The sequence below is a fragment of the Paenibacillus sp. ov031 genome, assembly GCF_900143165.1.
Taxonomy (GTDB): domain Bacteria; phylum Bacillota; class Bacilli; order Paenibacillales; family Paenibacillaceae; genus Paenibacillus; species Paenibacillus marchantiae.
In genome coordinates this window covers 1,790,158-1,808,897 of record NZ_FRDO01000001.1, presented here as the reverse complement: position 1 = coordinate 1,808,897, position 18,740 = coordinate 1,790,158, and the positions used below count along the sequence as shown (strand labels likewise).

Sequence of the window (18,740 nt, the reverse complement as noted above, 5' to 3'; positions counted from 1 at the left end):
GTGTAGTAAGAAAAGAGAGTGAGAAAGAAATGAAGGTAGTACTGTCTGGATTGCAGTGGATGATTTTTATGATCGCAGGTGCAATTGCTGCGCCAATTGCTATCGCAGATTTATATAACCTAACACCCATGGAGGCTTCTGGACTTATCCAGAGCACACTAATTACTTTAGGAATAGCTGGATTTTTACAAGGCGTCATCGGCCATAAATTCCCTATTCATGAAGGTCCAGCAGGGTTATGGTGGAGCATTTTCACTATTTACGCAAGTTTAGTGGGGGTATTGTATTCTTCGAATATTGCTGCCCTGCAAGCTTTAAGTGGGGGAATGATCTGTAGTGGGGTTTTATTTATCCTAATCTCAGCATTAAAGCTGATGGATAAAATCGCTCGTCTATTTACGCCAACGGTCACTTTTATATATTTGCTCTTATTGATCTTTCAATTAAGCGGTTCTTTTATGAAAGGTATGATGGGGATCACGTCCAGCCACACCTTGTTAGATGTTAAAGTGTTCGTGCTGAGTGTGATTGTGATTTGCATTACCTTTGGGTTAGGGAACAGTCGCTTTGTTTTGCTGCGCCAATTTTCAGTAATAATCAGTATATCGATAGGCTGCTTATTGTTTATCATATGCGACAAGATGCCGGTGATTTCACCGGCGGATACACTATTTAAACTGCCAAAACTATTTCCTTTTGGAAGTCCAAGATTTGATAGCGGGACAGTCACAACTGCCTTTCTATTAACACTATTGTTAATAACCAATGCGCTTGCGTCTATTCGGTTAATGGAGACCGTTATGAAACAAAAGAAATTGGATCATAAGCGTTATTTGCGTGCCGGATTTACTTCTGGCGTTACCCATTTTATTGGTGGCAGTTTCGGAGCGATTGGCTCAGTGCCTATTTCGGGAGCGGCGGGATATGTTGAACAAACAGGGATGAGGGAACGGAAATCGTTTTTAATTGGATGCATCTTAGTCATCTCTGTATCCTTGTTTCCGCCAATAATGAACGTAATATCCGGTATTCCAGCGCCTATAGGCTATGCCGTTACATTCGTTATCTTTGTGAAGATGGTTGGATTATCGCTGAAGGAATTGAAGAAGGTTCTGCATGAAGAACGAACATTTGTTGTTAGCGGAGTTTCTCTTTTAGTTGGTGTGGGTTTAATGTTTATTCCTACATCCGCTACGAGCCATTTATCTCCGATTGTAATAGCCATTTTGAATAATGGGTTAATTTGCGGAAGTCTATTGGCGATTATTTTGGAACAAGGGTTAATGTGGAAAGATGCAAATCGATATGAGGATTCCAAAAAAAGTATCGATAATTTGGAGGGTTAATTATGCATTATCTAATTTCTGTTGTTGGTCTGGTTATTGTTCTATTACTAGCCTGGCTTGCGAGTAATAATAAACGGAAAATCAAATATCGTCCAATCATCATAATGATTGTTATTCAGTTAGGTTTGGGATTAATTATACTAAAAACGAGTATAGGCGAATTCTTAATTAAAGGGTTTGCCGATAGTTTTTCGAAATTACTTGGATATGCCAACGAAGGAACGAACTTTGTTTTTGGTGGGATTGCCAATGAAGGAGCTCATACCTTTTTCCTGTTTGTGTTGATGCCAATTGTTTTTATGTCAGCATTAATAGGAATCCTGCAACATTACAAAATACTGCCGTTCATTATCAAGTATATTGGTCTGGTGCTAAGTAAAGTAAATGGCATGGGAAAATTGGAATCTTATAATGCAGTTGCAGCCGCAATTGTAGGACAGAATGAAGTATTTATTTCTGTGAAAAATCAGCTTGGATTATTGCCAAAACATCGCTTGTATACATTATGTGCATCTGCAATGTCGACGGTATCGATGTCCATTGTTGGTTCATATATGACGATGCTGGAACCTAAATATGTAGTAGCTGCATTAATTTTAAACCTATTTGGCGGCTTTATCATTACATCCATCATTAATCCGTATGAAGTTACAGCAGAAGAAGATATCGTTGAAGTTAAGGAAGAGGGCAAACAAACGTTTTTTGAAATGCTGGGCGAATATATTATGGATGGATTTAAAGTAGCCATCGTAGTTGGGGTAATGTTAGTTGGTTTTGTTGGAATCATTGCTTTAATTAACGGGGTCTTTAGTGGCATATTTGGAATATCATTTCAGGGAGTTCTAGGGTATGTCTTTGCACCAATTGCCTTTATGATCGGTGTGCCATGGCATGAAGCGGTTCATGCGGGGAGTATCATGGCAACGAAGCTGGTTGCGAATGAATTTGTTGCCATGCTAGACTTTGTTAAGATTCAAGACGGTTTAAGTGGCCGTACTACAGCTATTGTTTCCGTTTTTCTAATCTCATTTGCTAACTTTGGGTCCATTGGTACTATCGTGGGTGCAGTAAAAGGGCTGAATGAAAAACAGGGGAATATTGTTGCTCGCTTTGGATTGAAGCTGTTATATGGCGCAACACTTGTAAGCGTTTTATCCGCTATAATTATCGGAATTATATTTTAGTTGAATCATTTCTATTTTGAATACCATTGAACTCGAAATGGAGCTGTTCCAAAAAGACAGTTGATGTCAGAGGGACATAAAAATTATCACATTAAAAGTCGCTAATTTTAGCGGCTTTTTTTTTCGTCTGTTTGCTCATATTTGGGACGACGTACCGGTTGCTGTCTATATAGTCATGAGTGGTCAGACCGGGGTTTTCAGCCTGAACTGTACATTGAATAATTACAGACTGTCAGTCCAATACGTCCGATCGAGGGAATCGGCTCACTCACCGATCAACACATTAAATTTAAGAAAGTATATATTGACAGCGGAAAAAATGTGTATTACATTTAACTCCATACTTTTTAAACATTTATATTTAAAAAGTATATTTGAATGAAAATAGGTATCATATGTTGGTTATTCTTCACTTCACAATGGGTTAGATCAGCGTCTGCGGAAGTTACATATTTAGCATACATATTCAATATTTGATTTAGGGAGGACAATTTAGATGGCTTTATTATTCAAAAATCGGGGCGCTCTGCTGCTTCTGATGTTTAACCTATTTTTAGTTTTTGCTGGTATCGGTCTGGTCATACCAGTGATACCGCAATATATTACTATTTTAGATATTAACGGTACGATTGCTGGGATGCTTACTGCTTCCTTTGCATTTACACAGTTGATTTTCTCACCACTGGCGGGACGATTATCCGATTCCTTAGGACGCAAGCGAATGATTGTCGCCGGAATGCTAGTTTTCGCCTGTGCCGAGGTGATATTTGGGTTAGCTGACTCAGCTCTGCTGCTTTTTGTATCCCGGATGATGGGTGGCGTTAGTGGAGCACTCATCATGCCAACGGTTATGGCTTATGTGGCGGATGTAACCTCCGAGGAAGATCGTGCGAAGGGAATGGGATTCATTAATGCCTCGATCTCGACAGGCTACATCATTGGCCCCGGCATCGGGGGCTATATTGCCGAATTCGGCATTCGTGTTCCGTTCTATGCTGCGGGGGTTGCTGGTCTAATCGCTGCGATCCTTACTATGATTGTCCTGCCGGAATCTCTTTCATCCCTTGTAAAGGGTAATGGGAATAGCGACAAAGCAATGCCTAATCTGGAACCCAAAAGAAGTCTAATTCAACAGTTGCGGTTTACATACCGCGAGCCTTATTTTATCAGTTTAATTATTGTGTTCGTCATGTCCTTTGGACTTGCCAACTATGAAGCGGTATACGGTCTGTTCGTTGACCATAAGTTTGGCTTCACACCAAAGGATATTGCCTTCATTTTCACATTCGGCTCTATTGGGGGCGCGTTGATTCAGTTAACCATTTTCGGTTGGATTATAAGCCGTTATGGTGAGAAAACAGTCATTACAGTCTGCTTGATCCTTGCCGGGGTATTTGTTCTGTTGACGTTGTTCGTACACCAATACTGGCTGATCTTCGCCGTCACCTTTGTTGTCTTCTTGTCCATCGATATTTTGCGTCCGGCCATCAGCACTCAAATGTCCATGGTCGCAAAAGAACATCAAGGATATTTGGCTGGACTTAACTCCGCTTTTACCAGCCTTGGCAATATCATCGGGCCGGTAGTAGCTGGACTTATGTTTGATATCAATGTTAACTACCCTTATGTGGTTGCCGGAATCATCCTGATTCTTTGCTTTGGGCTTTCACTGCGCACAGGAATTAAGCGCGTACAGCGTGCACGAACTTAATGAATTGAGCGGACTGTGGAGGATGGTCCAGAGATTAAGATTCGGACATTAAACAAATTATCTCAGATCCCTTTTTGAATTTTAATGATTTTAATCAAATTTCAGATTTAGATACAAATGACTTTTTGCTTACTGCAATTTCGTGTAGGTTCAGCTCATTTTGCCTATACCTCACGATTTATGGTGCCATCCTCGTCGACTAAGGTCCCTAGAATATCAAAAACTAAAGTTTCGATCTCCATACATTGATCTTGTTCGGGAAATAAGCTTAAGCTGAGTTTAAGCCACTTTCAAGTATGTTCACAAAAGGAGGACAATTCAGGGAGTCTGTGGAATAAATATACAAATTTACTGAAATTGGAGGTTGTGAAATGACGTTTCCGACACATATTGTCTCATCAGGTGGAATTGTAGAAGATGGAAATGGAAATATCCCATTAGTAAAAGCCCATGATGATGGTTGGGTGTATCCTGGTGGTATAACTGAAGTTGGAGAAAATCTGATTGATGGTGTGATTCGTGAAATAAAAGAGGAAAGTGGAATTGACGCGGAGGTTAACCATTTAATTAATGTTGTTTCGAATACAGCGATACATAAGTGGTATGACGGTGTGACGGATGTTCCCACAAAGGTTATGTTTGATTTCGTGTGCAAAGCTGTAGGTGTAGAGTTAGCGACTTCTGATGAAACGAGCGAATGTAGTTGGGTTCCAAAGGAAAATGTTCTGGATTGGATTACATTACCCGCCATCCGCATGCGTTATGAAGCATATTTGAACTTTAATGGCTCTGTGAATTATATCGAATACGTCACTGGGAATATGTCAGAATGTGATGTCAAGCTTCAAAAGCGTGTTTAATTGTAAGTGGGTTTGCGTTTAAAAAACTTTGCACTAACGAGTAACGATAGATCAATAAAATCAAGAAGGCAGCTAATCAACGTGATTAGCTGCCAAGAATCATTAAAAAATAATTTAAATTACCTAGTCCTATATCATACTAATTAACCATGTGATTGATGTATTGCTGTGATAATATGTCTAAATGTACTTACAACTGAATAGGCAAACCTATGGAAACGTAGGGACGCAAAGCTACAGGGACTAAAGTTTCAAGTTTTATGACAATGTCAGCCAGTTGCCAAAGAGTATATGATGCTTTTTGTTCTTAGAAGTTTATAAAAGGTGAAGTCTTCATCTTTTAATAGCTTTGCGTGCAATAAAACTACTCTTATGGGTAGTTTTTTTTGCGCTATTTTAGGTCAGTTGTCATAACTATCATTCATCAGGAGGAAACAATTATGAAAAAAATGATTGCAATCGCTACATCTGCAGCACTACTCGTTGGCCTGTCAAGTGAAGCAGGGTATGCTGCAGGAAGTCAACTATCCAGTGTTTCTAATGCTACTGTGACAAACCAAGCAGGGGATCGTGGCACTATTGTACCCACTGTGGCATCCGTTAAACTGTTTGATTTATACGGAAAAGACATTTTAAATGCTTATAATGATGTCTTTAAAATGAACACTACTCATATTAAGTCAATCACTAATAATGGGGGGAACTACTCAAGTTCCACCATAAATAAGGGGATTGATGGAGATATAAATACACACTGGGAAACAGGTAAACCCAATTCTTCAACATTTACAAATGAGGTCGTACTTCTTTTGGATGAATCGACTACATTAAATAGAATCGTGTACGCAGCTAGACAAACTGGAGCTAAAGGGAAAGGATTCGCTCAAGAGTTTGAGATTTACAGTTCAATGACGGATGCAGGCGATGATTTCACGTTAGTATCCACGGGGGAGTATAAAGGCTCCACAGGTGACGTAGTTGAAATGAAATTTGCGCCAACAGCATTTAAGCGAATCAAGTTTGTCTTCAAGAAGGCAAATCAAGATTGGGCGAGTGCGGCTGAGTTTGCTTTTTATAAAGAAGATGCTCTGTCGGATAAGATGAACAAACTGTTTACGGATAATACATATAGTCAGGTTAGCGGGGAGTTTAACACAGTAGAGAAAATAACTGCTTTGGAAAATGAGGCAAAGTCCCATCCTTTATATTCACAGTTTAAAGCTCAGCTTGATGTAGCCCAAAAGATCGTGAGCGGTGAACTGCAAACCGCAGGAATGATCATTACAGCTGAACAACATGGCGATATGAAGAAGCATGCGCAGCAAAACTTAAGATTTAGCATGGGCACCAATAACCAGCCTACCGGACTTGTAGCTATGCCGGGCGATACGATTAACGTATATGTGGATGTCGATTCTACTGATAAAGTGCCTTCATTAATCTTTTCGCAGCAAGAAGGTGCTTGGAATAGCTGGGCAAAAGGAGTGCAATTGCGTCTTGGAAAAAATACGATCGTGGTACCTGAAAACCCTACAACCAGTGCTTACGCCCATGATATAACAAAAGGTGGACCTATCTACATCGTTAATCCTTATACGTCTGAAGAACAAGGTCAAGCGCCTCGTATTCGTTTTGAAGGTGTAGAACGGTTCCCGATGATGACGCAGGACTCTGATCCGGCCGAATTTGTAGCTTTCTTGAACGATTATAAACAAAGATTAGATGCAGATAAAGCAGCCCATCCGAACATTAAAGACCGTGAAATGATCGACGTAGTTGAAATGGTGAGTGATCGTATTATTTTTACAGGTACGGCTACACAAGCCTACAATGAGTTTATTACGAAGAGTCAAAATCCTGTGGCTACCTTAACGGGTTATGATGTATGGATTAATAGATTATTTGATTACTTTGGTCTAGATGGCCGCAGTGAGAACCATGATCCTAAGCTTATTCGAGAGAATATTAGATTAATGCAGCCGTATGGTGCGATGTATGCAGCAGGTGACCATACTGGAATTCAGGCTGAAACCGTACCTTTGATGCTACAAGATTTCAGCAAGGTATATCCAGGTTGGGGTTTATCGCATGAGATCGGGCACCGCATGGCTGTAGGTGAACGGGAGTATGGTGAGGTCAGCAATAACATGTTACCTATGTTGATGTCAGTAGAGCGTAATTCCATAGATACACGCATCCCATTTGAATCGGATATTTATAAATATGTTATTCAAGAAAATAAAGTAGCGATGGAACAGCAGGGTCTTTTTGCGAGACTCGGCGCATTCTGGCAATTAGAATTGGCCCATCCAGGGTACTGGGCGGAGTTAAATAGTCTATATCGAGATCGTAAAGTATCCCTTCCTAATGGGGAAAGCTCCAGACAACAATATTTAGTAGAATTCTCGTCAGAAGTATTAGGTCAGGATTTGAGCAGCTTTTTTGCTAGACACGGTTTTACAGTTAATCCCGAGACCAAAGTGAAGGTAAGCAAATACCCGGCGTCCAACAAGTTATGGTATTTAAATAATTCAGTCGTCCACTATGAAGGAACAGGGATCGCTAATGAAAATGTTTCTATCAACGTCAATATTAGCTCGAATGCAGCAGCAAAAACGAATACGTTGAGCTTTAATATGGATAAAGCCTACAAGGAAGATTTGCTGGGTTATGAAATATACCGGGACAATGTCTTAGTTGGATTTACGGGTGCGGACCAATTTGTAGACGCCAATGTCGATAGGGCTCAAAACTATACCTATAAGATCATTGGCTATGATAAAAAATTGAATGCGCTGAGCCCGGTAGAGGTTAAGGCATTCAAACCAATGCTATCGGTTGAAGAGCATATTACGCTCAAGCTGAATCAGGCTTTTGATCCAATCAGCTACGTTAAGGCAGCGAATTATCAAGGGAAAGATCTTACCGATACTATCGCTGTAAAAACAAATAACGTGGATATCACGACAAAAGGAAATTATGAGGTTGTCTATGAAATCAAGAATGAAGGAACTACCGAAACCAAAACGGCGCACGTAACCGTAACAAGTGATTATGTGTACGCCTCCGATCTGGATACGGCATCAGCTAGTGTAGGCTGGGGCTCCTTGAAGAAGGACAAGGCACCATCAGGTAGCGCAATTACTTTAGTAAGACAAGGTCTAGCTGCAATGTATACTAAGGGGTTAGGTGTTCATGCCAACTCTGAAGTTGTGTACAACATTGAAGACAAAGGGTATGACTTTTTCGAGAGTTATATTGGTATCGATCAGGCTGTGAAAGGTAATGCGGCTTCCTCTGCAACGTTCGAAATCTACGTCGATGGGGAACAGAAATTTAGCAGTGATGTGTTCAAATCGAGTACAGAACATGAATTTGTACAGATCCCTGTAACAGGCGCAAGAGAAGTGAAGCTCGTCACAACCGATGCGAACCACAATGGAAATACAGCGGATCACACGGTATGGGCAGATGCAAAGTTCACAAATAATGCTAGCCTACCTACGTTAACGGTTCCTGAAGAAATGGCTACAGTGAAGTTAAATAGTGAGTTTGATGTGCTGAAGGGCGTAGAAGCATTTGATGCCGAAGATGGTAATTTAACAGCACAAGTTGAAGTGAACTTGAATGGTTTCAATCCAGGTAAGTCTGGAACGTATCAAGTCCAATTCAAAGTGACTGACAGCGATGGAAATGCCATTACAAAGACACGACAAATCGTTGTTTACAGCGCCAGCCCATATGCAAGCGATTTGAACTGGGAGTCGGCTAAAACAGATTATAATGTGGTTAGAAAAGATAAAGCCAGTTCGAACAATCCAATCAAGTTACTCGTCAATGGTGCAATTCAAGAGTTTGAAAAGGGAATTGGAACACACGCCAATTCGGAAATCGTATATAATCTTGCCCATAATAACTACGCCTATTTTGAAACGATCGTAGGTGTCGATCGCAATATTCCGGAGCAGAATAACTCTAGCGTGAAGTTCAGTATTCTGGCAGATGGCCAAGAAGTGTATAACAGTGGATTGATGAAATATGGTACGGAAGCCAAATGGGTTCAAATCCCGCTTGCGGGTGTACAGCAATTGAAGCTAATCGTAGATAATGCAGGTAACGGAAATGCTTCTGATCATGCTGATTTTGCAGATGCAAAGTTCCTTGTACTAAATAGTGTGCCAACACTTACGATACCGAAATCGATATCGATGAAAGTAGGACAAACCCTCCAGATCGATGAAAATTATAAAGCCGTGGATGCTGAGGATGGGGATTTAACTTCTAGTGTAGTGGTTACGGGAAGAGAGCAAGTGAATTTCAATCGAGTTGGAGAATATCCAATCACTTACACTGTAGCGGATAGCGATGGTAATGTAGTGACGCAAACACGTACGATCGCTGTCGTTAACATGGAGGATTACAAGTATCTGACAGATGTTGATTGGACTTCTACCCAAAATAGCTATGCTGCTCCGCAAAAGGATATTTCGATTAGTAATCATGCTTTGAGATTAACGGATGAGAATAATCGTGAAGTAATCTATGACAGAGGCATTGGAGCACATTCGAACTCTACGATTGTGTATGATTTAAGCGATAAGAATTATGATTACTTCACGTCCTATGTGGGTGTAGATCGGCAAATGTATGGTTCTGTCGGCTCTGTAAGCTTTGAGGTTTATGTGGATGGAGATAAGAAATTCGACAGTGGAGTTATGAACTCTAGAGATCCGCAAAAATTCATTGAAGTAGACATTAACGGAGCGAAAGAGCTTAAATTAGTCGTGACAGATGGTGGAAATGGCAATGGATCTGACCATGCCACATGGGGAGATACAAAGCTACATTTTGTCAACGCGGCTAGACTATATACTGGAGATCTGGAACAAGTTGTTACAGATGCTAAAGTGATTAATCTTGATGGGTACACAGAGGAGAGTGCTGCGGCGTTCACCGCTAGCTTATCCGCCGCCGAGGAGATCCTGGCTAATAAGGAAGTTAAGCAAGAAGAAGTGGATACAGCACTAGCGGCATTACAGGCAGCAATAGCTGGATTAACCGAAGTTGATTTAACTGCGTCGATTGTCATACAAGATGAATATTTAAGAGACTCTATTAAGACAACGCTAGGAATAACGGGAGATCTAACCCTTGGCGATATGCTGAAGTTGACAACACTTAATAGTAAATCTGGAAGAGTTAAATCCCTAGAGGGGTTGCAGTACGCAAATAACTTGGTGACGTTAGATATCACAGGCAATGCAATTACGGATTTCTCGCCATTAAAAGGGTTAACCAAACTCGCTAACTTGTTGGCAAATCCTCAAATCATTGAAGTAGGAGAGCTAACGGGCCCTAGCATTGAAGTCACAAATTTGGTTACAGGAATAGATGGTAATAAAGTGATCCCCTATTCAGCAAGTGTTAGAAACAATAAAACGTTTAAAGAAACACTGATCAATGTGAGCGAATGGGAAAAGAGCCCCGACAAGTTCACTATAGATATGTCCAATGAAGAAAAAGGATATTACACCTTTAACTTAGTATACGAGGTAAAAGGTAATCTTATAGGATTGATCTATATGATAAATCACCAATAAACTTTGCATGCATCCATTGAAAACCGCTAATTTAGCGGTTTTTTTTGTTTGAGGAGTCAAGTTCTTGCCCCAAACTGAGGACAAGAACTTGATTCTAATCATTAAACTCAACAAATACACACTGAAAAAATACCCTCAAAGGATAGTCTCAATATCCTACAGATCGGTCCTTATATGTCCTTGATGGATGCCGTTTGCGAAATTCTTTCGCGAATGTCTTCTTCAGTTCGTGGGACTAGAAAATCTACCATCATTTCTGCGTTTGCTTGAACTTCCTCGATGAAAGGACGGAAACTCTGATTATATTCTTGGAACGCAAGTTCATAATTCCCATGGTTTTTTTGGAAAGCATCAGCCAAGGCTGCCGCTCCATCTATTGCGAGTGATCCACCCATGCCAGCAGCCGGAGAGGCGCAGTATCCAGCATCACCGACTAGGGCTACCCTGCCTTTTGTCCACGACGGCATTTTCATTTGGCACAGCTTGTCAAAGTAAAAAGTTTTTGAGTTCTTCACTTCTTCCAGCAATTCCGGCGTTCGCCAGCCTAGTCCGGAAAATTGATTCAAAATGATATCCCGCTGCTGTTCCTCGTTTCGGTAGTCGTAAGGGAGTTCCTTCTCCGAAGAAAAGCAGAGCACGATATCGGTTTTATTGTTATAAGAGTTCAGCATGACCGCCTTGCCCGGCTCGTTGTACATCTGTGTCGTATTCTCCCGGATCAACAACTTATCCACGATCGTGATAGAGAAATACGTTTTAAGAAAATGCGAAAATTCCGCTTCCTCGCCGAAGTATAATTTTCTGACGGCCGAATGAATACCATCACAGCCGAATACCAGGTCATACGAGCGCTTTTGTCCTCCTTTGAAAACTACTTCAACGCCATCACTTTCTTCCTTTAATGACGTAATGCTATCTCCGAAAATAAACTCAACGTCATCTTGGACAGCCTCGAACATGATATCCAGCAATACATCTCGCTCGATTTCATATTCATCTTCTGCAAGCTGCTCACGGATTTCGACTCTTTCAGTGACATCATCGGAATTTTTGAATTCCATCAATTCCATGTCTATTTTGTTCGACTGGATTTGGTCTAGAAGCCCCATACGTTTCGCGATGTCGGCGGTGTCTTCGCGGATATTTACAGGTGTGCCGCCTTTTTTAAGACCTTCAGCGATCTCAACAACGGTCACGTTGTAGCCAAACTGCTTCATCCAGTAGGCTGTTGAAATTCCGGCGAAACTCGCCCCACTAACTAGAATATTTTTTTTCATATTCGTTCCTCCCATGATCCATAATATTTCTAATGATGTTGTATAGAATAAAATAGCTTTGTGAACTGAATATGAATGTAGTTATGCAGAAGCAGCCGCTAAGCGGCTGCTTTTGTTTTTCAACAGCGCGGGGTACCTTCTGAAAAGAAATTTCGATTAGAAAGTATTAATGAAATTATCGGCAATTCCGATAAAAATACCTATGTGGATTATAGAATATTGCTCTGGGCAGGCTAGGTGCAAAGCGATTCATATACAGTTCATAAATGCATTTTAAAATAAGATGACTTCTTGTTAGAAACCTGTTTTACGAAAAGCTGCTTATTGCAGATAAATATGGAGGTAAGATTCGTTTGGAATTGTTTGAATTTATTTTGTTGATGCTGGCGGCAGTCTCTTTATCCAATTTAGTAAACCGGTTTATCCCTTCGGTCTCCGTACCTATTATTCAAATTGCGCTGGGGATGTTAATTACTTTGCTGCCCTTGCATTATGAACTGAAATTAAATCCAGAGTTGTTTTTACTTTTATTCATTGCCCCGTTGCTGTTCAATGATGGCAGGCATGCGGATAAAGAAGCGCTTTGGAAGCTGAAGAAACCGATCCTTTTGCTAGCGCTGGGTCTGGTGTTTGTAACGGTAGCCGTGATGGGATATTTCCTGAATTGGCTACTTCCGGTCATCCCGCTGGCGGCAGCCTTCGCATTGGCAGCTGCACTAGCACCTACCGATGCTGTGGCCGTGGGTGCACTGGAGCAGAAAGTGAAGATCCCCCATCAGACGATGCAAATTCTTGAGGGAGAGTCGTTAATAAATGACGCATCAGGGCTGGTCTCCTTTCAATTCGCTGTAGCTGCAATGGTCACAGGTGTATTCTCTTTCAAAACGGCCAGTATCAGTTTTATTGCCATTTCACTTGGCGGTGTGGTGTTAGGCCTTCTGCTTACCTTAGTAAAATATGGTGTGGTGAAGTGGTTGCGCAAATTGGGGATGGAGAATGTCACGCTCCACATGCTGATTGAGATCCTGACTCCTTTTTTGATTTTCATGGCTGCGGAGGAATTAGGGGTCAACGGTATCCTGGCTGTTGTCGCCGCAGGAATCGCCCATTCTTTTGGTTACAAGAAAATGAACCCCGAGTTAGCCAAGCTGAGTGTTGTATCCAAAAGCACCTGGTCGGTCATTATCTTTGTATTGAACGGACTGGTTTTCCTACTACTTGGAACACAGCTTCCTGATATTATCCAGACGATTTGGAGTAACTCGGACATAGGGAATTTTAAAGTCATTATGTACACACTATTATTGACTTTAGCTGTACTCGGGCTGCGTCTCATCTGGGCAATGCTAATGGATAATCCTGAAGGTGCCAAATCGCGCGAACCTTGGCGGCTCCGGTTGAAGAATGCGCTTATCCTCAGTCTATCGGGAGTTCGGGGAACGATTACACTGGCGAGTACCTTGTCACTGCCGTTTTTTCTGAATGATGGAACTGCATTTCCAGCCAGAGATCTGATCATTTTCCTTGCGGCTGGAGTTATCTTGTGGACTCTTCTGGCATCCAACTATCTGTTGCCGCTTTTATTAGGTAAAGAAACACAAACGGAGCAGGAAGAGGACGAAATTCAGGCGAAAATTGAGATTCTGAGGAATGTGGTTACCGGATTAAATGAACTGACCACGGACCAGAACCGGCTTGCGACCGCCCATATTATCAATATGTATACTTCCAGAATCCGAACACTTAGGAAAGATGAAAAGAAAGATAAGACACAGCGGTCCTTGGGTCTGTATGTCATGAAATGGGAAAGAGAGAATACGTTGCTTGCTCTTGAAAAGAAAGAAGTAAATCCATATACAGCGTACAATTACCTTAAAAGAATTAACCAACTGTTGTTTATGCGCACAAGAGATGTCCGCTATAAAAAAGAGGTTTTTCCCATTAAGCAATGGGTCGAAATGTTCGGGATGCTGAATCCTGCCCGACTAAGCATTCGAGAAAGACGCGCTGAATTGACCAGACTCAAAATTCAAAATATGGCTTATGTCATTGAGCAGCTAAAAGGTCTGCTTTCAGAAGGCGAATCAGATATAGAGGCAGTCAGCTCACTGATCTTGCAATATGAAAGTATACTGCTGCGTATGACCAGAAACGAATCGGACACATACTCCCGACGAGAGTTCGACCTATCGATGCAGGATCTGGGCCGGGTCGGAATTCAACTGGAGCGAGACAACATTCAATCTATGTTTGAGACAGGGCGGATTTCAAGACAGGGCATGAAAGAAATGAAACGTGATATTCTCTTCATGGAGCATGATCTGCGAGAAGAGGCAATGGCTTAGAATTTATGAGAAGAGCATATGGAACAACATGTTAACCCGTTGAAAAACAATTAACATCCGTGACAAAGTATCGTGGGACAAAACCATTGAAGTCGCTATTACAGCGGCTTTTTTTGTTGTATCGGTACATGTTCTTGTTCGAAGTCGAGGATGCTGAAAGGGGATTTTACTATCCTATAAGTTTACTAATAACGATCACAAGACAGTTATAAAACGATTCTTTACCAATCGTTCTAGATATGTTATATTGTTGGCGTAGGAGATATACACGATTACGAAGCAGAGAGTGATGGGGCTCGGTGTAAGATCTTACTACGTAGTTTTATGCCTATATTAGAATGTTCGTTCTCAATATATCAATATGTAGAAGGGATGAATTGAACATGGAGTATCGTGTATTAGGAAATACAGGTCTTAAAGTAAGCAGTTTTGTATTAGGTACAGGCACATTTGGTTTTTGGGGAAATAATACGGAAAAAGAGGCTGCAGTCATGTTGGATGAGGCTTTGGCTGGAGGCATTAACCTGATTGATACGGCGGACGTTTACTCCAGTGGTCAATCCGAAGAGATTCTGGGTAAGCTCCTACAGGGCCGCAGACAGGATGTTATTCTAGCCACAAAAGGCGGGATGCCCATGGGGAGTGGACTTAATCAATCTGGTAACTCGAAGTATTGGATCAAGCGTGCAGTCGAGGGAAGCTTGAGAAGGCTTCAAACGGATCATATCGATATATATCAACTGCATCAGCCAGATCTCCATACCGATATTGAAGAGAGTCTTGACGCGTTGACGGATTTGGTTCGTGAAGGGAAGATTCGCTATATCGGTACATCCAATTTTCAAGCATGGCAGGTAACCGAAGCACAATGGGCTAGTGAACGTAAAAATATGGCACGCTTCGTATCTGAGCAAGCCCCTTATTCCATTTTGAACCGGAGTATCGAATTCGATTTGCTTGCCGCGACCGCGAAATATGGAATGGGTGTCCTGGTTTGGAGCCCGCTTTCGGGTGGCTTATTAACTGGAAAATATCGCTCGGGAGAAGCGGCTGCTCCAGATTCAAGAGCAGCGGGATCACTAGGGAAACTTTCGGTTGTTGTCGACCCGAATCGAGAAGAAAATCGTACCAAGTTCGAAGCCGTTGCCGAGCTCCAAACCCTTGCAAATGAAGCAGGATTAACGTTGCCTCATCTTGCCATGGCTTTTACACAAGCTCATTCGTCGATTACCTCTGCAATAGTGGGGGCAAGAACAATTGAGCAACTGCGTGAAACATTAAAAGGCAGCGATATCCGGTTAAGCACTGATATCCTGGATGCAATCGACGCCATCGTTCCGCCGGGTGTGACCCTGGATGCTCTGGAAAAAGGTTGGACACCGGATTGGCTACAAGCAAACAAACGAAGAATCCAGGCTTAATTCGACATGTCTTATCACTGAGATATGTTCAATTTAACTATCTCAGTTTGCCGAACAATCACTTAATGTATAATGATTATTTGAGGTGATGACGATGGCAAGATCCAAAGAGTTTGAAGTTAATGAAGTATTAGATAAAGCAATGCATCTCTTCTGGACACAAGGATATGAGAAAACTTCAATGCAAGACTTGGTTGAGTTTATGGGTATTCATAGAAGAAGTATCTATGATACCTTTGGGGATAAACATGCTTTATTTATGAAAGCTCTGGAACGATATGAAACGAAGCAGACCAGCAGAATGAAGATTCTGATTGAAAAACAACAACCAATCAAACAATTAATCCGTGAGATGTTTGAGTTTACTGTAAGAAACGAAGGAGAACCTCTGGGGTGCTTTTTGGTGAATTCAGGTGTGGAGTTAGGTGTATTAGACACTGAAGTTTCATGCTTCGTGGGTGAGAGTTATGCGCGAACCGAGGAATGTTTGACTAACCTTGTTCTGGAGGGGCAACAAACGGGTGAGATTAATTCTGATCTTGACTCGGTAGTTATTTCTCATTATCTAATGAACGCTTGGCTAGGACTGCGTACGTTGGTTAAGACAACAACAGATCAACAAAAAATAATGAATATTATTGATATGACACTGTCTGCTTTAGATTAAACAGCAAGTTAGATCTAACTGTTTTTTTACACATTAGAGAACGATCATTCTAAAAAAATGTAGGAACCTAAGGAGAGATTATGATGAAATACACAGTGATTACTGGAGCAAGTTCAGGAATTGGATATGAAACGGCATTAGCATTTGCAGCACGTGGAAAAAACTTGATTTTGGTAGCTAGAAGATTGGATAAACTGGAGGAGCTTAAATCAACCATTCAGAGTATAGATCCCCAAGTAAATGTTATTGTTCAGACAAGTGACCTATCTGTTACAGATTAGGCTTACACACTATATAACAATCTGAAGGAATACCAGATTGAGACCTGGATCAACAATGCAGGGCTCGGTGAAGGTTCATTTATAGCAGAACAGAAATTAGATAAAGTTGAAACGATGTTACGAGTGAACATTGAATCCCTGACCATCCTTTCTACACTGTATGTGCGAGATTATGCTGAGGTTGAAGGTACTCAGTTAATTAACGTCTCTTCCGCACTCGGATATGCCATTGCTGTTGGTAGTGTTGCTTATTCTGCATCGAAATATTATGTTAGTGCCTTCACAGAAGGTCTTGCCAAAGAACTGGAACTGAAAGGTGCAAAACTAAAAGCGAAAATCCTGGCACCCGCGATAACGGAAACGGAATTCGTGAAGAGATCCATAGATGCTGAAGAATTTGACTACAAAGCAAACATGCCTAAGTACCACACGGCTAAAGAAATGGCGGGCTTTATGGTGGAACTGTATGATCACAACGAAGTGGTAGGGATCGTAGATCAGAACTATAATTTCAATCTGAGAGGTCCGATCTATCCAGTTATTTCAGAATTATAAATTCAATTCACATAGCTGTGGAATACATCAAAACAGCAGTGAATACCATTGGTGAAATTATGGACTACAACGAAAATCGGTAAGATAGAATTGCCCCATCGACTCGCAATGGCACACATGACAGAGAGGATACACCTCTGGGTGGAGTCCAAGATGGTGAATAAGGTCCTGAACTTTATATCTACCTTGTAAAAGAATTAGCTCAATTAGATTTAGCTTTCAACAGAGGAGCTACACTAACATCAAGCGTGAAACGTGGCGTACAACTGAACATTGTACGTCATATTTTTAGTCTAATAGCAGAGGAAGAGGAAGATGATGAGAGCAGCTCAAATACAGAAGTATTCCAAAACCATTCATGTAGAATTAAACCGGATGGACATCCCTCATATCGATAGTCGAGAGGTCCTTGTCAAAGTAAAAGCTGCGGGTGTCAATCCACTGGATATCATGAATATGAACGGCAGTGTTCGGATGATTGCCAACTATAAGTTGCCTTTAACTCTAGGGAATGAACTATCTGGTGTGATTGAAGCTGTTGGTGAAGATGTTTTGAATTTTAAAGTAGGGGACCATGTGTACACAAGGTTGCCGCTGAATAAAATTGGTGCTTTTGCTGAATATGCAGCTGTGAATGAAGATGCTTTATCCATGATGCCCGAGAATCTATCTTTTATTGAAGCTGCTGCCGTGCCGCTTACTTCCTTAACTGCGTATCAAGCGTTACATGATGTACTTCAAGCCAAAACCAATAAAAAGCTGTTTATTCCTGGAGGAACCGGAGGATTCGGTGCGATGGCTATCCCCATTGCTAAGTCCATGGGATTAACGGTTATTACAAGTGGCAGTGAAAGAGGCAGATCACGTACATTATCAATCGGGGCAGATCAATTCATTAATTATAAGGAAGAACATTATGCTGACATCTTGTCCGATATCGATTATGTGATAGACACCTTGGGTGCCGAAGATATCAAAGCTGAACTGGGTATTCTAAAACCACATGGGAAATTGGTATCCTTGAAAGCTGGCCCTAATTATCGCTTTGCGGTTGATAATGATTTTCCGATGTGGAAAAAAGCATTGTTTGGTCTGGCAGGTGCTCGATTGGATTCTCTAGCGCGTAAGAATCAGAATGAATACCGCTTTTTATTTGTACAAGCCAGTGGAATTCAATTACAAGAGATCACAAGCCTAATAGAAAAAGATGATATTAAGCCATCTATAGACTCAACCTACACGTTTGATGATATCGAAAAGGCATTGAATAAAGTGTCGACGGGTCACTCTCAGGGAAAAGTGATTCTGACCTTCTAAAGGTATTACGAAACCTGAGTCCCGTTACTAAGGTTGATGTTATTAATGAAGATCCCCGTTCTTCTTTAGATATTAAAGAAAGAACGGGGATAGATACATATATGACTTAAACAACTCCAACTTTTTATTGTTATTAATTGACCTGAATTGTTTGAACGTGTTATTTTGACAATAGA

General features: G+C 41.2%; 10 protein-coding genes, 1 pseudogene and 1 riboswitch. Of the genes and pseudogenes, 10 read left to right on the top strand and 1 reads right to left on the bottom strand.

Features of this window, described 5'->3' with window-relative positions; genetic code table 11:
• Window positions 1-29 precede the first annotated feature (29 nt).
• From BUA17_RS07630 to BUA17_RS07610, 5 genes are all read left to right on the top strand, one after another.
• Window positions 30-1,346, top strand: coding sequence for a purine/pyrimidine permease (locus BUA17_RS07630; protein ID WP_063563669.1), 1,317 nt, complete (start codon window positions 30-32; stop codon window positions 1,344-1,346).
• A gap of 2 nt (window positions 1,347-1,348) precedes the next feature.
• The gene (locus BUA17_RS07625; RefSeq protein WP_063563670.1) at window positions 1,349-2,530 is read left to right on the top strand and encodes a NupC/NupG family nucleoside CNT transporter; all 1,182 of its coding nucleotides are present in this window, start codon (window positions 1,349-1,351) and stop codon (window positions 2,528-2,530) included.
• 496 nt (window positions 2,531-3,026) lie between these two features.
• A complete protein-coding gene (locus BUA17_RS07620) occupies window positions 3,027-4,241 on the top strand; it encodes an MFS transporter (protein WP_072733128.1) in 1,215 nt (404 codons plus the stop codon).
• Between the two features lie 371 nt (window positions 4,242-4,612).
• Window positions 4,613-5,101 carry an NUDIX hydrolase gene (locus BUA17_RS07615; protein ID WP_072733127.1) on the top strand — a complete coding sequence of 163 codons (489 nt, stop codon included), beginning with the start codon at window positions 4,613-4,615 and terminating at the stop codon, window positions 5,099-5,101.
• 193 nt (window positions 5,102-5,294) lie between these two features.
• Window positions 5,295-5,386: riboswitch (cyclic di-GMP riboswitch) on the top strand.
• 155 nt (window positions 5,387-5,541) lie between these two features.
• Complete coding sequence (locus BUA17_RS07610; protein ID WP_072733126.1) at window positions 5,542-10,701, top strand: NPCBM/NEW2 domain-containing protein; 5,160 nt, start codon at window positions 5,542-5,544, stop codon at window positions 10,699-10,701.
• Between the two features lie 170 nt (window positions 10,702-10,871).
• Here the strand turns inward: BUA17_RS07610 and BUA17_RS07605 are convergent, their stop codons facing one another.
• The gene (locus BUA17_RS07605) at window positions 10,872-11,978 is read right to left on the bottom strand and encodes an FAD-dependent monooxygenase (RefSeq protein ID WP_072733125.1); all 1,107 of its coding nucleotides are present in this window, start codon (window positions 11,976-11,978) and stop codon (window positions 10,872-10,874) included.
• A gap of 353 nt (window positions 11,979-12,331) precedes the next feature.
• On the opposite strand from BUA17_RS07605, the gene BUA17_RS07600 reads away from it, so the two are divergent.
• The 5 genes and pseudogenes from BUA17_RS07600 to BUA17_RS07580 all read left to right on the top strand — a co-directional run bounded on the left by BUA17_RS07600 (window position 12,332) and on the right by BUA17_RS07580 (window position 18,564).
• Window positions 12,332-14,323, top strand: a complete 1,992-nt coding sequence (locus tag BUA17_RS07600; protein ID WP_072733124.1) for a Na+/H+ antiporter — start codon at window positions 12,332-12,334, stop codon at window positions 14,321-14,323.
• 383 nt (window positions 14,324-14,706) lie between these two features.
• Entirely contained in the window at window positions 14,707-15,744 is a 1,038-nt protein-coding gene (locus BUA17_RS07595) for an aldo/keto reductase (RefSeq protein ID WP_072733123.1), read from the top strand.
• Window positions 15,745-15,838: 94 nt separating this feature from the next.
• Window positions 15,839-16,411 carry a TetR/AcrR family transcriptional regulator gene (locus BUA17_RS07590; protein WP_072733122.1) on the top strand — a complete coding sequence of 191 codons (573 nt, stop codon included), beginning with the start codon at window positions 15,839-15,841 and terminating at the stop codon, window positions 16,409-16,411.
• An 83-nt stretch (window positions 16,412-16,494) separates the two neighbouring features.
• Window positions 16,495-17,247 (top strand): annotated as a pseudogene (locus BUA17_RS07585) (SDR family NAD(P)-dependent oxidoreductase).
• Between the two features lie 318 nt (window positions 17,248-17,565).
• Window positions 17,566-18,564: an NADP-dependent oxidoreductase gene (locus BUA17_RS07580; RefSeq protein WP_064637644.1), complete on the top strand. Its 999-nt coding sequence runs from the start codon at window positions 17,566-17,568 to the stop codon at window positions 18,562-18,564.
• The last annotated feature ends 176 nt before the right edge of the window (window positions 18,565-18,740 follow it).